Source organism: Paenibacillus sp. FSL R7-0313, assembly GCF_037969885.1.
In the GTDB taxonomy this organism is placed as follows: domain Bacteria; phylum Bacillota; class Bacilli; order Paenibacillales; family Paenibacillaceae; genus Paenibacillus.
Map to the genome: position 1 here is coordinate 5,974,861 of NZ_CP150219.1, position 15,767 is coordinate 5,990,627.

Below are 15,767 nucleotides of genomic sequence, written 5' to 3' on the forward strand. Positions count from 1 at the left end.
GCGCTCCGGTGAAGCAATTCCTTGTTTTACCGTAATTCAGAGTATACATGCTCCAAAATAAAAATGCAACTTCTTTTTATTCATTTAAGAATAGGACATATGTCCTTTTTTCTCAACTTCAAACACCCTATCGTAGTATTAAACAAATGTACCATCGAAACGAATGCAAAAATGAAGGAGAGATCCACTTTGAAAACAACCAATCTGTGCTTTATCGGTGCCGGGTTTCATGCATCCACGAATATTTACCCTTCTGTTATTGAAGCCGGAGCGCAGATCCAGGCCATTGCTACTCGCAGTCTGAAACGCTCTGAAGCAGCTCTGCTGCGATTTGGCAGCAACGGACAAGCGTATGATAACGCTGGACTTATGTTACAGCAGGAAACTTGTGACGGAGTCGTTGTGGTCGCCCAGCCTATAGATCAGACCGCTCTTGTTCTCGAATGTATTCGGGCTGGCAAGAATGTATACGTGGATAAGCCGCTCGGATGGAACGCAGCCGAAGCCGCCACTGTAGCAGAAGCTGCCGAGCAGGCTGGCGTCGTTGTCATGGTCGGTTTTATGAAACGTTATGCTCCGGTATATATGAAGCTCAAGGAGCTCATTAATAGTGGTTCGCTAGGTAAAGTACGTTCATTCCAGATGAAATTCGCTGTAGACAGTACCCCATTTTGCAAGGATGAGGAACAATTCATGAAGCTCGCTGCCATTCATATGGTCGATCTGATGCGTTACTTATTCGGAGAAGCAATACGAGTTACAGGCACAGCCGTGAAAGATGGGGAACACATTAATCAAAGCATTTCCCTTGTATTTGAGAATAACGTAGTAGGTAGTGCTTATTTTACCGGCATGAGTGCTTGGTCACGGGAGAGTGAAAGTGTACTCGTCACCTTTGACAACGGATTTGCGTCAGCTGAAGAGATCAACACACTTACTGTTCATCAATCCCGAAGCTCGACCAGCCTTCCCTGGAAATCTCTCGAGGAACAAGATACCGTATATACACCTTCCGGGTCTCCCATGTCAGGAGCTTATCGCGACCTTTATCTACGCGGGTTTGTTGGTGAAATGTTGCACTTCATCAAGTGTTGCCAGAATCAGACCGTCCCATATTCCAGCGCCAAGGATAATATTGCAACGATGGCTCTATGTGACTCCATTCTATCGTCATTGAAGTAGCGTATATACGTTCATCATCATATTTTATACATCCAGAGAAGAGGAACTAAACTCATGTTGGACACAGGTCTACTTATCATTCGTCTCGTGATTGGTTTCATTATGATTGGACATGCATGTAAGAAACTGTTTGGCTGGTTTGGAGGCGAGGGTATATCAGGGACGGCTGAATTCTTCGGAGCGATTGGCCTGAAACCGGCTAGAGCCTTGGCAATGTGTGCCGGACTTGCTGAACTGATCGGTGGGTTCCTGTTTGGAGTCGGTCTATGGATTATCGTTGGTGCCGTTCTGCTCATTCTTCCGATGATTGTAGCCATAGCCAAGGTGCATGCCGATAAAGGTCTATGGAATCTGAACGGAGGATTCGAATATAACCTTGTGATGATCGGATCATTACTTGGTGTTGCTCTCGCTGGAGCTGGTGCATATTCCCTCGAAGCCCTGATATAATGTACAAAATTCATCACATGGAGCCTCAATGTTTCGCAAGACGAAACCGGGGCTCTTTTTTTTCTTATAGACATCATCGCATCTGCCTGAGCCTAGAATTAGGGTTTATAATCTGCATAATAAGTGATATGCTCTTTCATGAACTATACGTACTTTATGTAATGTAACCACCCAAATGGATACTATAGAAATCACCGTAAAGTGGAGGTGCACTTATAATGAAAAAGGACGCAACCAAGCCATGTCCCACGCCATACGGCTGTTCCGTGGAAGTTACCCTTAGTGTAATCGGAGGCAAATGGAAAGGTGCCATTTTGTATCATTTATTCTCTGGTCCTTTGAGATTTAACGAGCTCCGAAAATTGTTTCCTGACATCACCCAGCGTATGCTCACACTGCAACTTCGAGAGTTGGAAGGCAGTGGAATTGTTCATCGTGAAATATACCCCCAGATCCCACCTAAAGTGGAGTATTCCCTCACACCTTTTGGTGAAACATTACGGCCGATCATCTTCAGCATGCGAGATTGGGGAGAAACGTATACAAATGAGGTTCTGGCCAGATCCTCACAAGAGGTATAAAACACAAAAGAAGCTGTCCCCTGTTTTTAGGGAACAGCTTCTTTGCTGCTTATTTAATAACCGTCTGGATCGTAACCGTACGGTTACGCCCCTCTTCTTTCGCTTGATACAATGCATTATCCGCCAAGTGAAACAGTTCTGTGGATGATGTGGAGTGCTTCGGATATTCAGCAATTCCAGCCGAGATGGTGACGGAACGTTCTATAGGCAATATACTTTCTTCGACCGTTATTCGGATACGTTCAGCAATCTCAAAAGCTACGTTAGACTCGGAATTTCTTAACAAGACTACAAATTCCTCTCCACCAAACCGGGCACAGACATCTTCTGGTCGAACAGACAATTGAATGATATTGGCAATGTGTTTCAGTACTTCATCCCCAGCATGATGCCCGAATGTATCATTAATGGATTTGAAGCGGTCAATATCCAGAACAATAATGGAGAATGGCACCTCATCCTGAATCCATTCCTGGATGACTTCTTCGAAGGTTCTGCGATTGTTCATGCCTGTTAAAACATCTGTTCTGGCATCATAGACAAGCTGGTTTGTCTGTTTCCTAAAGTTCGCCAATGCGCCAACAACCGCTCTTGTGAGAAGGTCTGCCTCTCTATTCCAGTGAGGCTTCATCACCGGCAGATCCACTTGACCCTTATCGACCTGATTCACCAAATCAGCCAACATAGCAAAAGGACTGGCCAGCTTGCGTGCAACCCGAACTACAATAAGGGTCAGGATCAGGAAAGGCACTGAGGTGTACAGCAACAACATACGGATATGATGATTCAACTGATCGTACACCGTTTGGGTTGGAGACACGATTACGATGCCCCAATCTGTTGATGGAACTTTGTAATAACCTGCAAGTGAATCCACACCTGCCAGGTTTTTGTATTGTTCTTTACCGTTCTCGTTTATTAGCAGCTTTTGCACCACTTCATTTTTACTGACATTTTCACCAATTCGGTTGGTGTTTGGGTGAAATAACAAAGTGCCCTTCTTATCCACAATAAAAAAGTAGGAACCATTACTTGTCTTGAGCTGACTGCCAAAAGACAGACTCAATATATTATTTTCCTGCAAAAAGATATTTCCACCGATTGTTCCTTGGTACTCCCCTGCCGAATCAAAGATCGGTTCACTGACAAATACAATTCTGCGTTTGGTTCTGGGTGTCTGGTACGCTTCGGAGATATACGAAGTCCTCAATTTAACCGCTTCTTTTGCTGCATTGGAACTAACATGGTGACCTACACTAGCCTGTGAGTAAGGTGAGGTAGACCTGATTACTCCCGCTTTATCTACCAAAGAAACGGAATTAAAAAAATTACTGCTATTGCGAACCAAATCCAATGTGGAATTCAACTCTTTTGTATTGGAGTGATCCATATCAGGGAAATATTTGGCTGCATATTTCAAGCTCTCCTGCATGGAATAAAAAAGCGAATCCAGCGTTTGGCTCATTTGCACAGCGCTTGCATAGTTTAGCGAAAGGGTGTTATCAATGAGTGACTGTTTCTGAGATGTATAAGATGAGATGACCATGAGGGTCAATGTCATTATAACTGAAATAGTGACCAACCCGCCGAGTAAAGCCGTGAGGCTGATCTTCTTGATGTTTTTTATTTTTCTTCGTAATCTAGATCTCTTGATCTGTGCAATCATCGTTTACTTCCCCCGGATTTTCATGAAAAGGCATATTCCTTCTATCTTATACGAAAGTTGTTAAGATCAAATAAAGAGTTTGAGAAATCTTAACAATTACATCGTAAGATTGACGATTTAATGACATTTTACTTTCCTGGAAGAATCACTGTTCAGGATCGCCCTAATCGACAATGATATATCCTTCTTCTGGCTCTTGTTCAACAAACCCTGCCATCTGACGAACCTGAAATTGGATTGGGTGATGACTGCCCATTAAAATGCGATTTTGAACTTCATCCGCTGTTTCTGTAGGTAATGCGAATGCTCGTGTATAAGCAAACTGTGTCTGAAGTGTTGTGTAAATGGCACTTACAAGCCGGTCGTTGCCAGCACTCCCGAACACATTAAGGAGCACAGCTCCATCCGAGTCCAGCTTGTCCTTGACCATGGCAAAAAAATCACTGGATATAAACTGCTCGGGTGTACCCGTTGCCGTAAAGGCATCAATAATAATATAATCATATCTCCCTGCAGGTTCCTGCCCTAATAATTCACGACCATCCCCAATGAGTACAGGACTTCCCTCATATCCAAAAAAGGTTTGGCTCAAGTCCACGACCTCTGCGTCAAGCTCAGCCACCTTTACCTGGCGATCAGACAAGTAGGTGGGCAATGTGCCAATACCATGTCCTACCACAAATACCTTATCAAATGCAGGATCATTCTGTTCCATTAGATGTACCATCGCTCTTGGATACTCCAACACCATCCGGGCAGGCTCATCCAGATCCATTGCGCCCTGCACAGCTGCGTTGGAGAACTCTAATACACGAAATCGCCCCTTCTCTCCATAAAGCTTTTTGGTATCATATACCGTCAGCTCATGCTGTTCACTTTTATTTCGATACAGAACTCTCACTAACCGTTCTCCCTTCGTGCTTTCACACCTATTCGACATATACCTTCATTCTATTACACGGGATGACAACATACCACCCTATACTTGAAAGATCGCAGTACAACAAAAAAACCGTTCCGATCATTTGGTCAAGACCCCATTTAGTAGACATTATAAAAAGACCCTAGGCTGCAAACTGGCGTCGGTACTCTACCGGCGTCAGTTTTTTCAGTTTCCGTTGTGGCCGTTTTCGGTTGTAAAAACGGATATATTTTTCGATTTTACTTTGTGCTTCGGTAATCGTTCGGATATGATAAGGATAGAGCCCTTCCGTTTTGAGATGCGAGAAGAAACTCTCCATCGAGGCATTGTCATAACAATTCCCTCGGCGAGACATGCTGATTTGGGCGCCAACCTTTGGCAGCATGTCGTGGTAAGCATGAGACGTGTACTGGAATCCCTGGTCGCTGTGAACGACTAGTCCGGTTACGTCTTTTTGCTTCGCAAACGCTTTGCTGAATGTGCGGAGCACGAGTTCATTGTCGTTGCGTTCGCCCATTTCGTGAGCCACAATCTCGTTATTAAACAGATCCTTTATGGCCGAAAGATATATCCAGCGCTCTCCCACACGATACTGGGTAATGTCCGTTACCCACTTCTGATTCGGTTTTTCTGCACTGAAGTCTCGCTTCAAGCGGTTTTCTGCTACTCGTTGCGCAGGTGCATACGAGCTGCTGGAGCGTCGCTTACGACGGATTCGAGATTGGATACCAAGCATTTGCATCAGGCGGAGCACCTTTTTGTGGTTCATCCAAATCCCTTGATCTTGCCAAAGGAACAACTGGAGTTGTCGATAACCATATTTGCCTTCATATCGTTGATATGTTTGAAGCACCTGGTTCTTTGCCTTTGCATCGCGATCGAATCGTTTACGTTTTACATAGGCATAAAATCCACTCCGTGACACGCCAAACACATCACAAAGTTTCTGGATATCACCGTATGCCGCTACTTTTTCTATGATCTGAAATCTTTCTTGTTTGCTTCCTCCTTCCAGATTACCAAGCACTTTTTTAGCAACTCATTCTCCCGTTTCAGTTTTTGTACATAGCGGTCTTGATCCAAGTATTCTTTACGTCGACCTCGCTGATCCATCAGTCCAAACTCACCTTGTTCCCGATATTTTCGCATCCAGCGCTTCATTCGTCCTGGATCATGAATCCCCAGATGCTCATTAATCTTTCGATAAGTCCACCCCTCAACCGTATGCAGACGAATAGCCTCATTTTTTATCTTCTCCGAATACGTTTTAAACTTTTGTCCCTTAATCGCCATAAAAAATACACCCCCTAGAATTTCATCGGCTAAACCCAGGGGTTTTTCCAATGTCTATTCTAAGGGGGGCACTTCACATTCGGAAACGGCCTTTTGATGAACCATACAACACCACTAAGACCCTATGGCCTCATGCAGAGCCTGGACATATGCTACGCCCAGATTGGAGAGAGATGTACTCTTGTGGCTTATCCAGCCCACATTAATGGTTTCCTCACATTCCAGCGGTACAGGAATAATCTCGTTTCCGTTCAGATCAGCGCTAAGTACGCCCGTAGAGATCGTATAACCATTCAGACCAATCAACAGGTTAAACAATGTTGCACGGTCATTGACCTGTATGCTTTTGGGGTGAGATAACGTACTCAGGATCTCTTCGGAAAAATGAAAGGAATTGTACTCTCCCTGGTCAAATGACAAGTACGGATAATCCTGCAGTTGCTCGATTGCAACCGACTCCTGCTTCGCCAGCGGGTTCTTCACACTGATAAAGATATGGGGCTTGGCTATGAACAAACTCGTGAAAACCAAACCTGCATCTTTTAACAATTTGTTAATTACCTTGGCATTGAACTCATTCAGATACAGGATGCCAATTTCACTGCGCAGGCTTTTCACGTCCTGAATAATCTCGTAGGTCTTTGTCTCCCGAAGCGCCAACTCGTATTCATCCTGACCATACTGCTGTACCAGACGAACAAAAGCATTCACCGCAAACGCATAATGCTGCGTCGATACGGAGAAGTGCTGCGGGGATGGCTTCGCGTTCAGATAACGATTCTCCAGCAGTTCAGCTTGCTCCACCACCTGACGTGCATAACTCAGAAACTCAACGCCTTCTTTAGACAGCGATATTCCCTTATTGGTACGTTCAAAAATGGTAATTCGCAACTCCTGCTCCAGATCCCGAATGGCATTCGAAAGGCTGGGTTGCGAGATAAACAACCTTTTGGCTGCTTCATTCATGGAACCGCGCGTGGCAACTTCGATCACATATTTTAGTTGTTGTAATGTCACTGCACTATTCCTCTTTTCGTATCAATTGAACCTATTATATACCAAAAGAGGATCCGAACTTAAGCCATGCTTGCTGTCGGTCTCACTACAATCTCATTTACGTCCACCTCAGCCGGCTGGCTAATGGCGAACAAGATACTTTGCGCAATCGCCGAGGCGGGAATGGATATGCGTCGATACTCTTTCATGAGATCACGTGCTTCTTCATCAGAGATCGTATCCGCGAGTTCTGATTCCGTCACGCCCGGTGATACAAGAGTTACACGGATATCTCCGCCTACTTCCTGTCGCAACCCCTCCGAGATGGCGCGGACCGCGTATTTGGTTGCACAATACACCGCTGCCGTTGGTGACACGGCATAGGCTCCAATAGAGGCGATATTAATAAACTGGCCGAAACCCTGCTTTTTCATGACGGGCAGTCCAGCCGCAATGCCATGCAGAACACCACGAATGTTAACATCGATCATGCGATTCCACTCATCTACTCTTAACGAATCAAGGGGAGATAGCGGCATGACTCCAGCGTTATTTAAAATAACATCGATACGTCCATAGCGAGTTTGAGCGAGGTCAACGATCGTTTGCATCTCTTCCAATCTGGTAACATCCAGCGAATGATACTCCACCGATCCGCCTTCCATACGAATCGAGGAGGCCAATGCCTCCAAACGTTCGATACGTCTAGCTCCAATAACTACATGTGCTCCATGCTGTGCAAGCAATCGAGCTGTTGACTCACCAATTCCACTACTCGCACCGGTAATGACAACAACTTTCCCTTTTACATTGGACATATTAAATCGCTCCTTATTTGGTTGTTATTGTACGTTTTCTCTATACAAAACCATGCCTGCATGATACAAAACGCCGCCCCTGAAGTCTCCATCCGCTGTAAATCCCGTATCATCCACGTATTCTATATGTTTCCCATGAACAACATAGTGACCCTGATATGCACTTTGCCGATCCCCTCTCGCTTCATCATATCTACCGCAAGGAAGAAGTTCGTGTCTGATATATCCATCCTTCGTGACCCACATCCCCACATACGGGTGTTTTGGTTCTTGTTGGTCACCCATTGAATTGCGTCCCATCGTTTCTCACTCCTCTCTGCTTCAAAAGATTCCGTTGCTTATCTCCATTATGTAGAGGATCAGTCGTTGTACGATAGAAAAATCCCACAGTATTCTTGCCTATTCCTCCAGAGCATTTTAAAATAATAGTAATAGTGGTTTACAAGGGGGGCTACCATTCATGCTTATCAAAACAAATGAAACGGATACGAGCATCACGGAGCAGCAGCAACAATTGGCTCAACTCATTGAGCATTTCACCCCAAATGATGGGATACATACAACAGAAATTCCATCCCTTGCCTTAATCCGTGCCTCCGAAATCTCACACCCCATATATTCCGTTCATCAGCCTGCCCTCTGCATTGTCGCCCAAGGTTCCAAATTAGTTATACTCGGCCGCGAGAGCTACACCTACGACTTGTCACAGTACTTGGTAGCTTCCGTAAACTTGCCTATTTCAGGGCAGGTTGTAAAGGCTACAACCAAACATCCCTATCTATGTGTTCGACTGGATTTTGATTCAGGACAGATATTCGATCTGATTCAGGATACGCCTTCTGCACAACCCAAACCTGACCATTCAACACGAAGAGGGCTGTTTGTTAGCTCAACCAAACCTTCCCTTCTTGAAGCTGTGATCCGATTGGTTCGGCTGCTGGATACACCTGAAGACATTCCCGTCCTTGCCCCTATGTTTATCCGCGAGATTCTATATCGTATTATTCAGGATGAACATGGACATTCCATCAAGCAGTTTGCGATTCAGGACAGTCATGCACAGCACATCGCCGAGGTGATCGAAGTCATCCAATCCGATTACGCCAAGCCACTTCGGATTGAGCAACTTGCTGCCATGATTAACATGAGTTCTTCCTCATTACATCATCATTTCAAAGCCATTACCGCCATGAGCCCTTTGCAATTCCAGAAACAAATTCGATTGCATGAAGCCCGGCGAATGCTGCTTGCAGGTTCAACCGATGCCGCCGACGCTGCGTTCCAGGTTGGCTATGAAAGTCCGTCTCAATTCAGCCGGGAGTATGCCCGCATGTATGGTCTACCTCCCAAAAGCGATATCAAACGACTTCGTCATACACTCGATATTAAAAACTAGAAACAACAAAAAGACCCGCGTCATCATGACGTGGGTTTTCAGATTTAAATAGGCAGCAGCGCCATCAAGAGAATATGTTCTGTTTTTCAAAAACAGACAACTGGTTCTCCCCGGTAATAGGACATTCATCAGGATACATACTTCGTTTCTCCAACTTCTCATCGATAAAATCAACGACTTGCTGTAGCGAAGCAATCTGTGCTTCAACTTTCTTTCGGTGATTCACCAGCATCTCCCGTTCATCCGGGAAATCTGCGAGATCGGAATCCATGGACATTTGTAAATAAGGCTTCATTTCCTCCAGAGACATTCCTGTTTTTTTCAGGCAAGTGATCAACTTCATCGTATGGATATCCTCCGAGCGATATACCCGATGGCGATTGGCTTTGCGTTCCGCTCGAGGAAGCAGCCCAATCTTCTCATAATAACGAATTGTATCTTCTGATAATCCGGCCTGTTCTGACGTTTCTTTAATGGAGAATACTTCTTTCTCGCTCATCATATGGGCCTCCTCCACATTCATTTCTCTACATATTACAACTTGGAGCTGACTCCAAGTCAAGCATGATCCATTCCATCCCAACACCTCTTGACTTGGAGTCGACTCCAAGTTATAGAATGAGCGCAGCATACAGATTCGTTCTGTAATCCCACTCTATCTGGAGGTATATATGAATATACAAAATCAGCTTCGCACCGCTCTCATCACAGGTTCAACGTCAGGCATTGGTCTTGAACTAACACGCAAGTTACTGGCTGAAGGATGGCAGGTAATCGGTCTCAACCGCTCTTCTTTCCCATCCGAGGATACCGATATTCAGAACGCATTACGTTCGGGTCAACTCCGTTGGGTTCAAGCTAACCTGACCAACTACGACAGTCTGAGAACTGCACTAGATCAGATTAAATCCGATACCGATTCGATCGATGTCTTGTTTAACAATGCCGGAGGCAGCGCTGCCGAACTTCATTTCTCTGATCAGGGGCATGAACTACACTTTGAACTTCAGACGGTAGTCCCTTACATCATCTACATGGAATTAGTTGAGCTATTACTCAAAGGACAGATGAAAACAGTTATTAATACTTCCACCACCTCGTTCAATATGGTCAGACAATTTGATATGAACATCCTGGAACGTCCAGCCGAATTCAAAAAACTGTTTGGTCCTTATGCCACCTCGAAGCTCGGCTTATCTCTATGGACACGCGAGGTTGCCAAATCTGCCAGTGCGGATGGCATACAACTGCTAAGCGTAGATCCCGGTGGAAATAATACGCTAAGGGGCAACAAAACATCCGGCCTGCCCTTCTATATCAAACCCATTATGAAATGGTTCTTCCCTCATCCAAGTCACGGTGCTTCATTGCTCTACAGTGCGGCTTTATCACCCACCAGACATGAATCCGGTACATTTCTGGTGAAAAATAAAGCGGCAGTACTTCGTTTTACAGAGCAAGGCCCTGCCGTTTTAAAGCGGGTAAACGAGATTTATGAGAAGCGTTTTCGTACAACGCAGTCGGGAAGCCTGCAACCAACCTATCTTAATCATGACGGATCGTGAGTAGTAAAGATAACAAAAACACGCCAAAGCGGCGTGTTTTTAGGTTTATGGGCTTTATCGGTATTGTGGACTTTATAGGTCATGTGGGCTTTACTTCATTTTCGTAAAGCCCACATGACGTTTTTTCCAGTTAGATAAATACACTCAATAATAACACCATGCCAAAGGCGGCAAATCCGAGAATGGTCTCCATAACCGTCCATGTCTTGAGCGTCTGAGGCACAGACAGGTTCAGATACTCTTTGACAATCCAGAAGCCCGAATCATTGACATGGGACAAAATAATCGAACCCGCACCCGTTGCGAGTACCAGCAATTCAGGGCTTACCCCCGGCATCGTCATGGCGATTGGAGCCACAATACCCGCTGCTGTTGTCATCGCCACCGTAGCTGAGCCTACCGCTGCACGAATCAATCCGGCAATGACAAAGGCCAGTACGAGTGGCGACAGATGCGCACTTTGGGCAAATCCCGCTATCGCATCACCTACACCACTGGCTGTCAGGATGCGGTTGAATCCGCCCCCTGCACCAATCAGCAAGATGATCGAAGCCACTGGACCGAGGCAATCATTTGTATATTTCAATATCTGCTGTTTGCTGAAACCACGTGCATATCCAAAGGAATAGAAGGCAAAGAGCAAAGCCAGCAGCAGTGCAATAATTGGACTACCGATGAAATCAACGACCTGACGGAACGCGTTCGTCTCTGGCAAAATCAGATCCACAATCGTAGCGAGCAACATCAGGATAACCGGAAGCAAAATCGTAAAGAGGGTGATACCGAAACCAGGCAGTTCCCGATCTTTGGTCTCGGTGAACTGTTCCATCAGCTCACTTGAGGTCTCAACTTTGATCCGCTTGGAAATCCATGTTCCATAGAGTGGACCTGCAATCGCTGCGGCTGGAAGGGATACAATCAGAGCCAGGAATATCGTTTTACCAACATCCGCATTGAAGATTCCTACAGCAAGCATCGCCGCCGGATGAGGCGGAATCAGACTGTGTACTACGGCAAGACCCGCGACAAGTGAAAGTCCGATTTTGATAAGTGATGTTCCTGTATGCTTCGCAATAACAAATACCAGCGGGAAGAGTAACACGATCCCGACCTGGATAAATACCGGAATACCACAGATCAGCGCAACAACCATCATCGCCCAGTGTACATTCTTCTCCCCGAAGACACGTACGAGTGTCTGGGCTATTCGTTCGGCACCACCCGACTCGGCCATAAGTTTACCGAGCATCGTTCCAAGTCCCAGAACTATTGCGATAAATCCGAGAACGCTTGCAACACCTTCCTGATAAGACTTCACGATATCCGTGAACGGCATACCCGAGATCAATCCCATAAAGACAGCGCCCACAATCAGGGCAACAAACGGATTCATTTTAAATTTGGCAATCAACAAGATCAAACCAAGAATGGATATCAGTGCGTAGAGCAGCAGACTTGCATCATGACTAAGACCGAATACGGAATACATCCGAATAGCCTCCCCCAAGTTGTTATGTTGTGTCAGCACGCGGTATTACACTGGTCAAAAGACCTTTACACTGCGCGCCTTCGTAATAAGCTTAAGCTTCGATCTTCTCAACCGTTTCCAGAAGGGCTTTTTCCCCGCCAACATTTCCCGGAAACACGATATATGGGATACCATTGAATTTGGCTTCTTCCCCTGTCAACCATACCGGAATACCCGCAGCCACCTGACCAAGTACCCTTGCTTTACGTATGGCCAGACCTTTTGTTGCCACATCACTGGATGTAATGCCACCTTTGGCAATAATGAACTTTGGCACGACTTCAAGGGATTGCACAATCTCGACCAAAGCTGACGATACCGTCTGACTGATCTTGAAATTACCCTCATGTCCTTCGACGGTGATGAGCTTACGGCTGCTGTATACAACAACATTGTTCCCCTCCGCAAGCTGCCTGTTCGCTTCCCCAATAACTCGTCCAATCTCCTCGGTATATCCATCCGGCGTTAATACACGCTCCACATCGATCTCCAGACTTATGATGCCTGGAAACGTAAGCAGTTGTTCCAGTTGACGTGTCGTCTTCTGTACATAGGAACCAACAACAACAATACCTCCATGCTGTTCCTGTCCGCTTGCGATCAGCTGTTCTTTTGGCAGAAATGCCTGATCCGAGATGCCTGCATACGATTTGACAAAGGAAGCCGCCGTCCGGAAAATAAAAGCTTTACCCTCATCCTCCGCTTGCAGCAAAGCCAGAGAAAGTACATCCATGTCTGCATAAGAGAGCGCATTCACAATGATCGGTACATTGCCCTCGGCTTTCAGCAAAATTGCTTTGACCATATCGACACCTTGACGAATCTCCTCCAGTGAAATGGTAAGGCAGCGACTAGCCTGAATACGGCCTGAAGTCTTCTCCTCGACCCATGATGGCAGATCTCCATGCTCATACCCGAATACTTTATCCTTGGCAAATTCCGTCTCATGAACTGGAATCAACTGTTCACCTTCGACCATATAATGCGTGTTGCCTATCGTAACCCGTCCTGCCTCAAAGAATGCTGGAATAATCAGTTGTCCGTCATATGCACGTCCGCTGACACGCGCCACTTCTTCGGCCAGTACATCCGTCTCCAGCGGATAATACCCACGCAGCATGGAGTCACTACGACTGACAAAGGTGAAGCTCGTTCCTTCCTCTGCTGCAACCTCTTGCACATTGCGGGCAATCTCCCGATTAATACGTTCCGCTGAATCTGCATCCAGCCCTCGTGTATTGGTCAAAATATAGAATAACGATTCAGAGGATCGAAATGCCTCCTGCAACAGTGGCTTGTCCCACTGCGTCAACACATCAATATCATGAACCGTCTGTACACCAGTTGGGTCATCATCCAGCACGATAATTTTGCGTGCCCTCGCATCCTGCAATTGTTTAATCTGTCCTCGCAATCCTTCAGAAGAGTTGTCCGTCCGAAGAGCTGCGGGGATATCCGATAACGTTTGATAGGTCATGTCTCTCCACCTCATATCTATATCTATTAAAATTATTTTTCTTTTTTAAATTTTTTATTGGGTGCGACTCACTTCTACACCTGCGAGTTTCTCAAAATATTGAACGATTCCGCCATGGTCATCCGCGGCTTTACCATCAATCTTCAGTGCATGGAAGATCTCCAGCAACTGACTGCTGAGTGGTAAAGGAACCCCGATATCATGTGCCGTTTCCATCACATTGGTCATGTCTTTGAGGTTAATATCAATCCGTCCTCCAGCGACAAAGTTACGATCCAGAATGAGTGGTACTTTTGCATCCAGTACCGCACTTCCAGCAAGCCCGCTGCGGATCGCCTGATACATCTTCTCCACATCGATACCAGCCTTCGCTGCAAATACAAGCGCTTCGGACATGGCGGCAATATTCAGGTTCACGATAATCTGATTCGCCAGCTTGGCGGTTGCACCGGAGCCATTATCCCCCACTCGTGTTACATCCTGTCCGACCACTTGCAGAACTTCTTTCACAGATTCAAAAATCATTTCATTGCCACCCACCATGATGGCGAGTGTGCCATCTATAGCTTTGGGTTCCCCACCACTTACAGGTGCATCCAACATATATAATCCCGATTGGGATACAAGCTGAGCCAGCTCTTTGGAAACGACCGGTGAGATGGAGCTCATATCGATAATGATGCTTCCCTTATTGGCTCCTGCAAGCACACCTTGTTCACTTGTGATTACGCTGCGAACATGCTCTGAATTGGGCAGCATTGTGAAGATGACATCACTATGTTCAGCTACCTCTTTTGGAGATGCTGCGCCTCGCGCTCCCGCATCAGCCAATGACATCACAGCCGTCTGATTAATATCGTATACGCTTACATCATAGCCCGCCCGGATCAGGTTCAATGACATAGGACGTCCCATAATACCAAGTCCAATAAATCCAATTCGTTTCTTCATCTTGCAATCCCTCCAGCCTAAATTCTTCGCTTTTCACTCTTGTAATCGCTATCATTGCTGTTCACATTCGTTATTGTACACAACATTTTAATTTTTGTATACAATTTTATTATTTATGTATCCGAAATTTAAAATTCGGTTTTTTATCTTGTTGTTTATTGCCTTCATTTTCGCTAAAGTAAAGGTAGAGGTGAAATACAATGCAACCAAGTACGGACAAGTCCCGCCCAGCCTATCAGCAGGCCTATGAAGTGCTGCGGGACATGATTTTGCAAGGTACCCTTTCTCCGGGAACCAAACTTGTGGAAGAGAAGCTGGCGACCGATCTTAATGTCAGCCGGACTCCGATCCGAGAATCCATCCGCCGCCTGGAACAGGAAGGATTAGTCGTGAACAAACGGGTCGTCAAGCTAACCGAGACCGATCTGAGAAATACGTTTGAATTACGAAAGTTACTGGAGGGACATGCGGCACAATGCGCTGCTGCCTTCTTATCTGCACAGGAAGTGACGGCTCTTGAGCATTGCGTGCACGTGGGACATACCGGAAGCAAAGAAGAGATTATGGAAGCCAATAAAGAGTTTCACGAAATCATCATGCGCGCGAGTAATAATGCATTGATGATTGATCTGTTCGATAAAATGCAATCCGTCATTTATCTATTCCGGCAGACGGTTGTATATTATCAGCGCCCCTTCCTCATTGAAGAGCATCATCAGATTTGCGAAGCGATCAAAGCACATGACGGGCAGACTGCCGAACGGCTGATGAAAGAACACCTGCAATCCGATCTGGAATTCTGCCTTCATTTGATTCGATAACCGGATTCATGGATTGTTCGACTTTCTCACATACGTATAAAGACGTGACCGCATGCGGTCACGTCTTTTTTGTCGTTTGTCCCTCATATTATCCAGGCCCTGATTCATAGGTGTAAACATA

17 protein-coding genes are annotated in these 15,767 nt (G+C 45.7%); 6 read left to right on the forward strand and 11 right to left on the reverse strand.

Annotated features, from left to right (window positions below):
* The first annotated feature begins 189 nt into the window (after positions 1 to 189).
* The 3 genes from NSQ38_RS25980 (at position 190) to NSQ38_RS25990 (ending at position 2,213) form a co-directional block, all read left to right on the forward strand.
* A complete protein-coding gene (locus NSQ38_RS25980; RefSeq protein WP_339784776.1) occupies positions 190 to 1,182 on the forward strand; it encodes a Gfo/Idh/MocA family oxidoreductase in 993 nt (330 codons plus the stop codon).
* A gap of 54 nt (positions 1,183 to 1,236) precedes the next feature.
* Positions 1,237 to 1,632 carry a DoxX family protein gene (locus NSQ38_RS25985; RefSeq protein WP_339784778.1) on the forward strand — a complete coding sequence of 132 codons (396 nt, stop codon included), beginning with the start codon at positions 1,237 to 1,239 and terminating at the stop codon, positions 1,630 to 1,632.
* A 218-nt stretch (positions 1,633 to 1,850) separates the two neighbouring features.
* Positions 1,851 to 2,213: a helix-turn-helix domain-containing protein gene (locus NSQ38_RS25990; protein ID WP_339784780.1), complete on the forward strand. Its 363-nt coding sequence runs from the start codon at positions 1,851 to 1,853 to the stop codon at positions 2,211 to 2,213.
* A gap of 49 nt (positions 2,214 to 2,262) precedes the next feature.
* Here the strand turns inward: NSQ38_RS25990 and NSQ38_RS25995 are convergent, their stop codons facing one another.
* The 7 genes from NSQ38_RS25995 to NSQ38_RS26025 all read right to left on the reverse strand — a co-directional run bounded on the left by NSQ38_RS25995 (position 2,263) and on the right by NSQ38_RS26025 (position 8,208).
* Positions 2,263 to 3,774, reverse strand: coding sequence for a sensor domain-containing diguanylate cyclase (locus NSQ38_RS25995; RefSeq protein ID WP_339784782.1), 1,512 nt, complete (start codon positions 3,772 to 3,774; stop codon positions 2,263 to 2,265).
* A gap of 268 nt (positions 3,775 to 4,042) precedes the next feature.
* Entirely contained in the window at positions 4,043 to 4,780 is a 738-nt protein-coding gene (locus NSQ38_RS26000; RefSeq protein ID WP_339784784.1) for a fused MFS/spermidine synthase, read from the reverse strand.
* 163 nt (positions 4,781 to 4,943) lie between these two features.
* Positions 4,944 to 5,828 carry an IS3 family transposase gene (locus NSQ38_RS26005; protein WP_339784786.1) on the reverse strand — a complete coding sequence of 295 codons (885 nt, stop codon included), beginning with the start codon at positions 5,826 to 5,828 and terminating at the stop codon, positions 4,944 to 4,946.
* Positions 5,777 to 6,094, reverse strand: coding sequence for a transposase (locus NSQ38_RS26010; RefSeq protein WP_339784788.1), 318 nt, complete (start codon positions 6,092 to 6,094; stop codon positions 5,777 to 5,779). The genes NSQ38_RS26005 and NSQ38_RS26010 overlap by 52 nt, the downstream gene beginning before the upstream one ends.
* 114 nt (positions 6,095 to 6,208) lie before the next feature.
* A complete protein-coding gene (locus NSQ38_RS26015) occupies positions 6,209 to 7,111 on the reverse strand; it encodes a LysR family transcriptional regulator (protein ID WP_074094418.1) in 903 nt (300 codons plus the stop codon).
* Between the two features lie 59 nt (positions 7,112 to 7,170).
* Entirely contained in the window at positions 7,171 to 7,908 is a 738-nt protein-coding gene (locus NSQ38_RS26020) for an SDR family oxidoreductase (RefSeq protein ID WP_339784790.1), read from the reverse strand.
* 24 nt (positions 7,909 to 7,932) lie between these two features.
* Positions 7,933 to 8,208, reverse strand: a complete 276-nt coding sequence (locus NSQ38_RS26025) for an Atu4866 domain-containing protein (protein ID WP_339784792.1) — start codon at positions 8,206 to 8,208, stop codon at positions 7,933 to 7,935.
* 160 nt (positions 8,209 to 8,368) lie between these two features.
* Here NSQ38_RS26025 and NSQ38_RS26030 point away from each other — a divergent pair, with 160 nt between their 5' ends.
* The gene (locus tag NSQ38_RS26030) at positions 8,369 to 9,304 is read left to right on the forward strand and encodes an AraC family transcriptional regulator (RefSeq protein ID WP_339784794.1); all 936 of its coding nucleotides are present in this window, start codon (positions 8,369 to 8,371) and stop codon (positions 9,302 to 9,304) included.
* Positions 9,305 to 9,368: 64 nt separating this feature from the next.
* Here the strand turns inward: NSQ38_RS26030 and NSQ38_RS26035 are convergent, their stop codons facing one another.
* Positions 9,369 to 9,803 (reverse strand): MerR family transcriptional regulator, encoded by a 435-nt coding sequence (locus NSQ38_RS26035; RefSeq protein ID WP_249911825.1) that lies wholly within the window; start codon positions 9,801 to 9,803, stop codon positions 9,369 to 9,371.
* Between the two features lie 172 nt (positions 9,804 to 9,975).
* Between NSQ38_RS26035 and NSQ38_RS26040 the strand changes: the two genes are divergently transcribed.
* The gene (locus tag NSQ38_RS26040; protein ID WP_339784796.1) at positions 9,976 to 10,869 is read left to right on the forward strand and encodes an SDR family NAD(P)-dependent oxidoreductase; all 894 of its coding nucleotides are present in this window, start codon (positions 9,976 to 9,978) and stop codon (positions 10,867 to 10,869) included.
* A 130-nt stretch (positions 10,870 to 10,999) separates the two neighbouring features.
* On the opposite strand, the gene NSQ38_RS26045 is transcribed toward NSQ38_RS26040, so the two are convergent.
* From NSQ38_RS26045 to garR, 3 genes are all read right to left on the reverse strand, one after another.
* Positions 11,000 to 12,358: a GntP family permease gene (locus tag NSQ38_RS26045; protein WP_339784798.1), complete on the reverse strand. Its 1,359-nt coding sequence runs from the start codon at positions 12,356 to 12,358 to the stop codon at positions 11,000 to 11,002.
* 91 nt (positions 12,359 to 12,449) lie between these two features.
* On the reverse strand, positions 12,450 to 13,874 hold the full coding sequence (locus NSQ38_RS26050) for a four-carbon acid sugar kinase family protein (protein ID WP_339784800.1): 1,425 nt from the start codon (positions 13,872 to 13,874) through the stop codon (positions 12,450 to 12,452).
* Between the two features lie 54 nt (positions 13,875 to 13,928).
* Entirely contained in the window at positions 13,929 to 14,825 is an 897-nt protein-coding gene (garR, locus tag NSQ38_RS26055; protein ID WP_339784802.1) for a 2-hydroxy-3-oxopropionate reductase, read from the reverse strand.
* 200 nt (positions 14,826 to 15,025) lie between these two features.
* On the opposite strand from garR, the gene NSQ38_RS26060 reads away from it, so the two are divergent.
* Positions 15,026 to 15,646 carry a GntR family transcriptional regulator gene (locus NSQ38_RS26060; protein WP_338593451.1) on the forward strand — a complete coding sequence of 207 codons (621 nt, stop codon included), beginning with the start codon at positions 15,026 to 15,028 and terminating at the stop codon, positions 15,644 to 15,646.
* Positions 15,647 to 15,767: the final 121 nt, after the last annotated feature.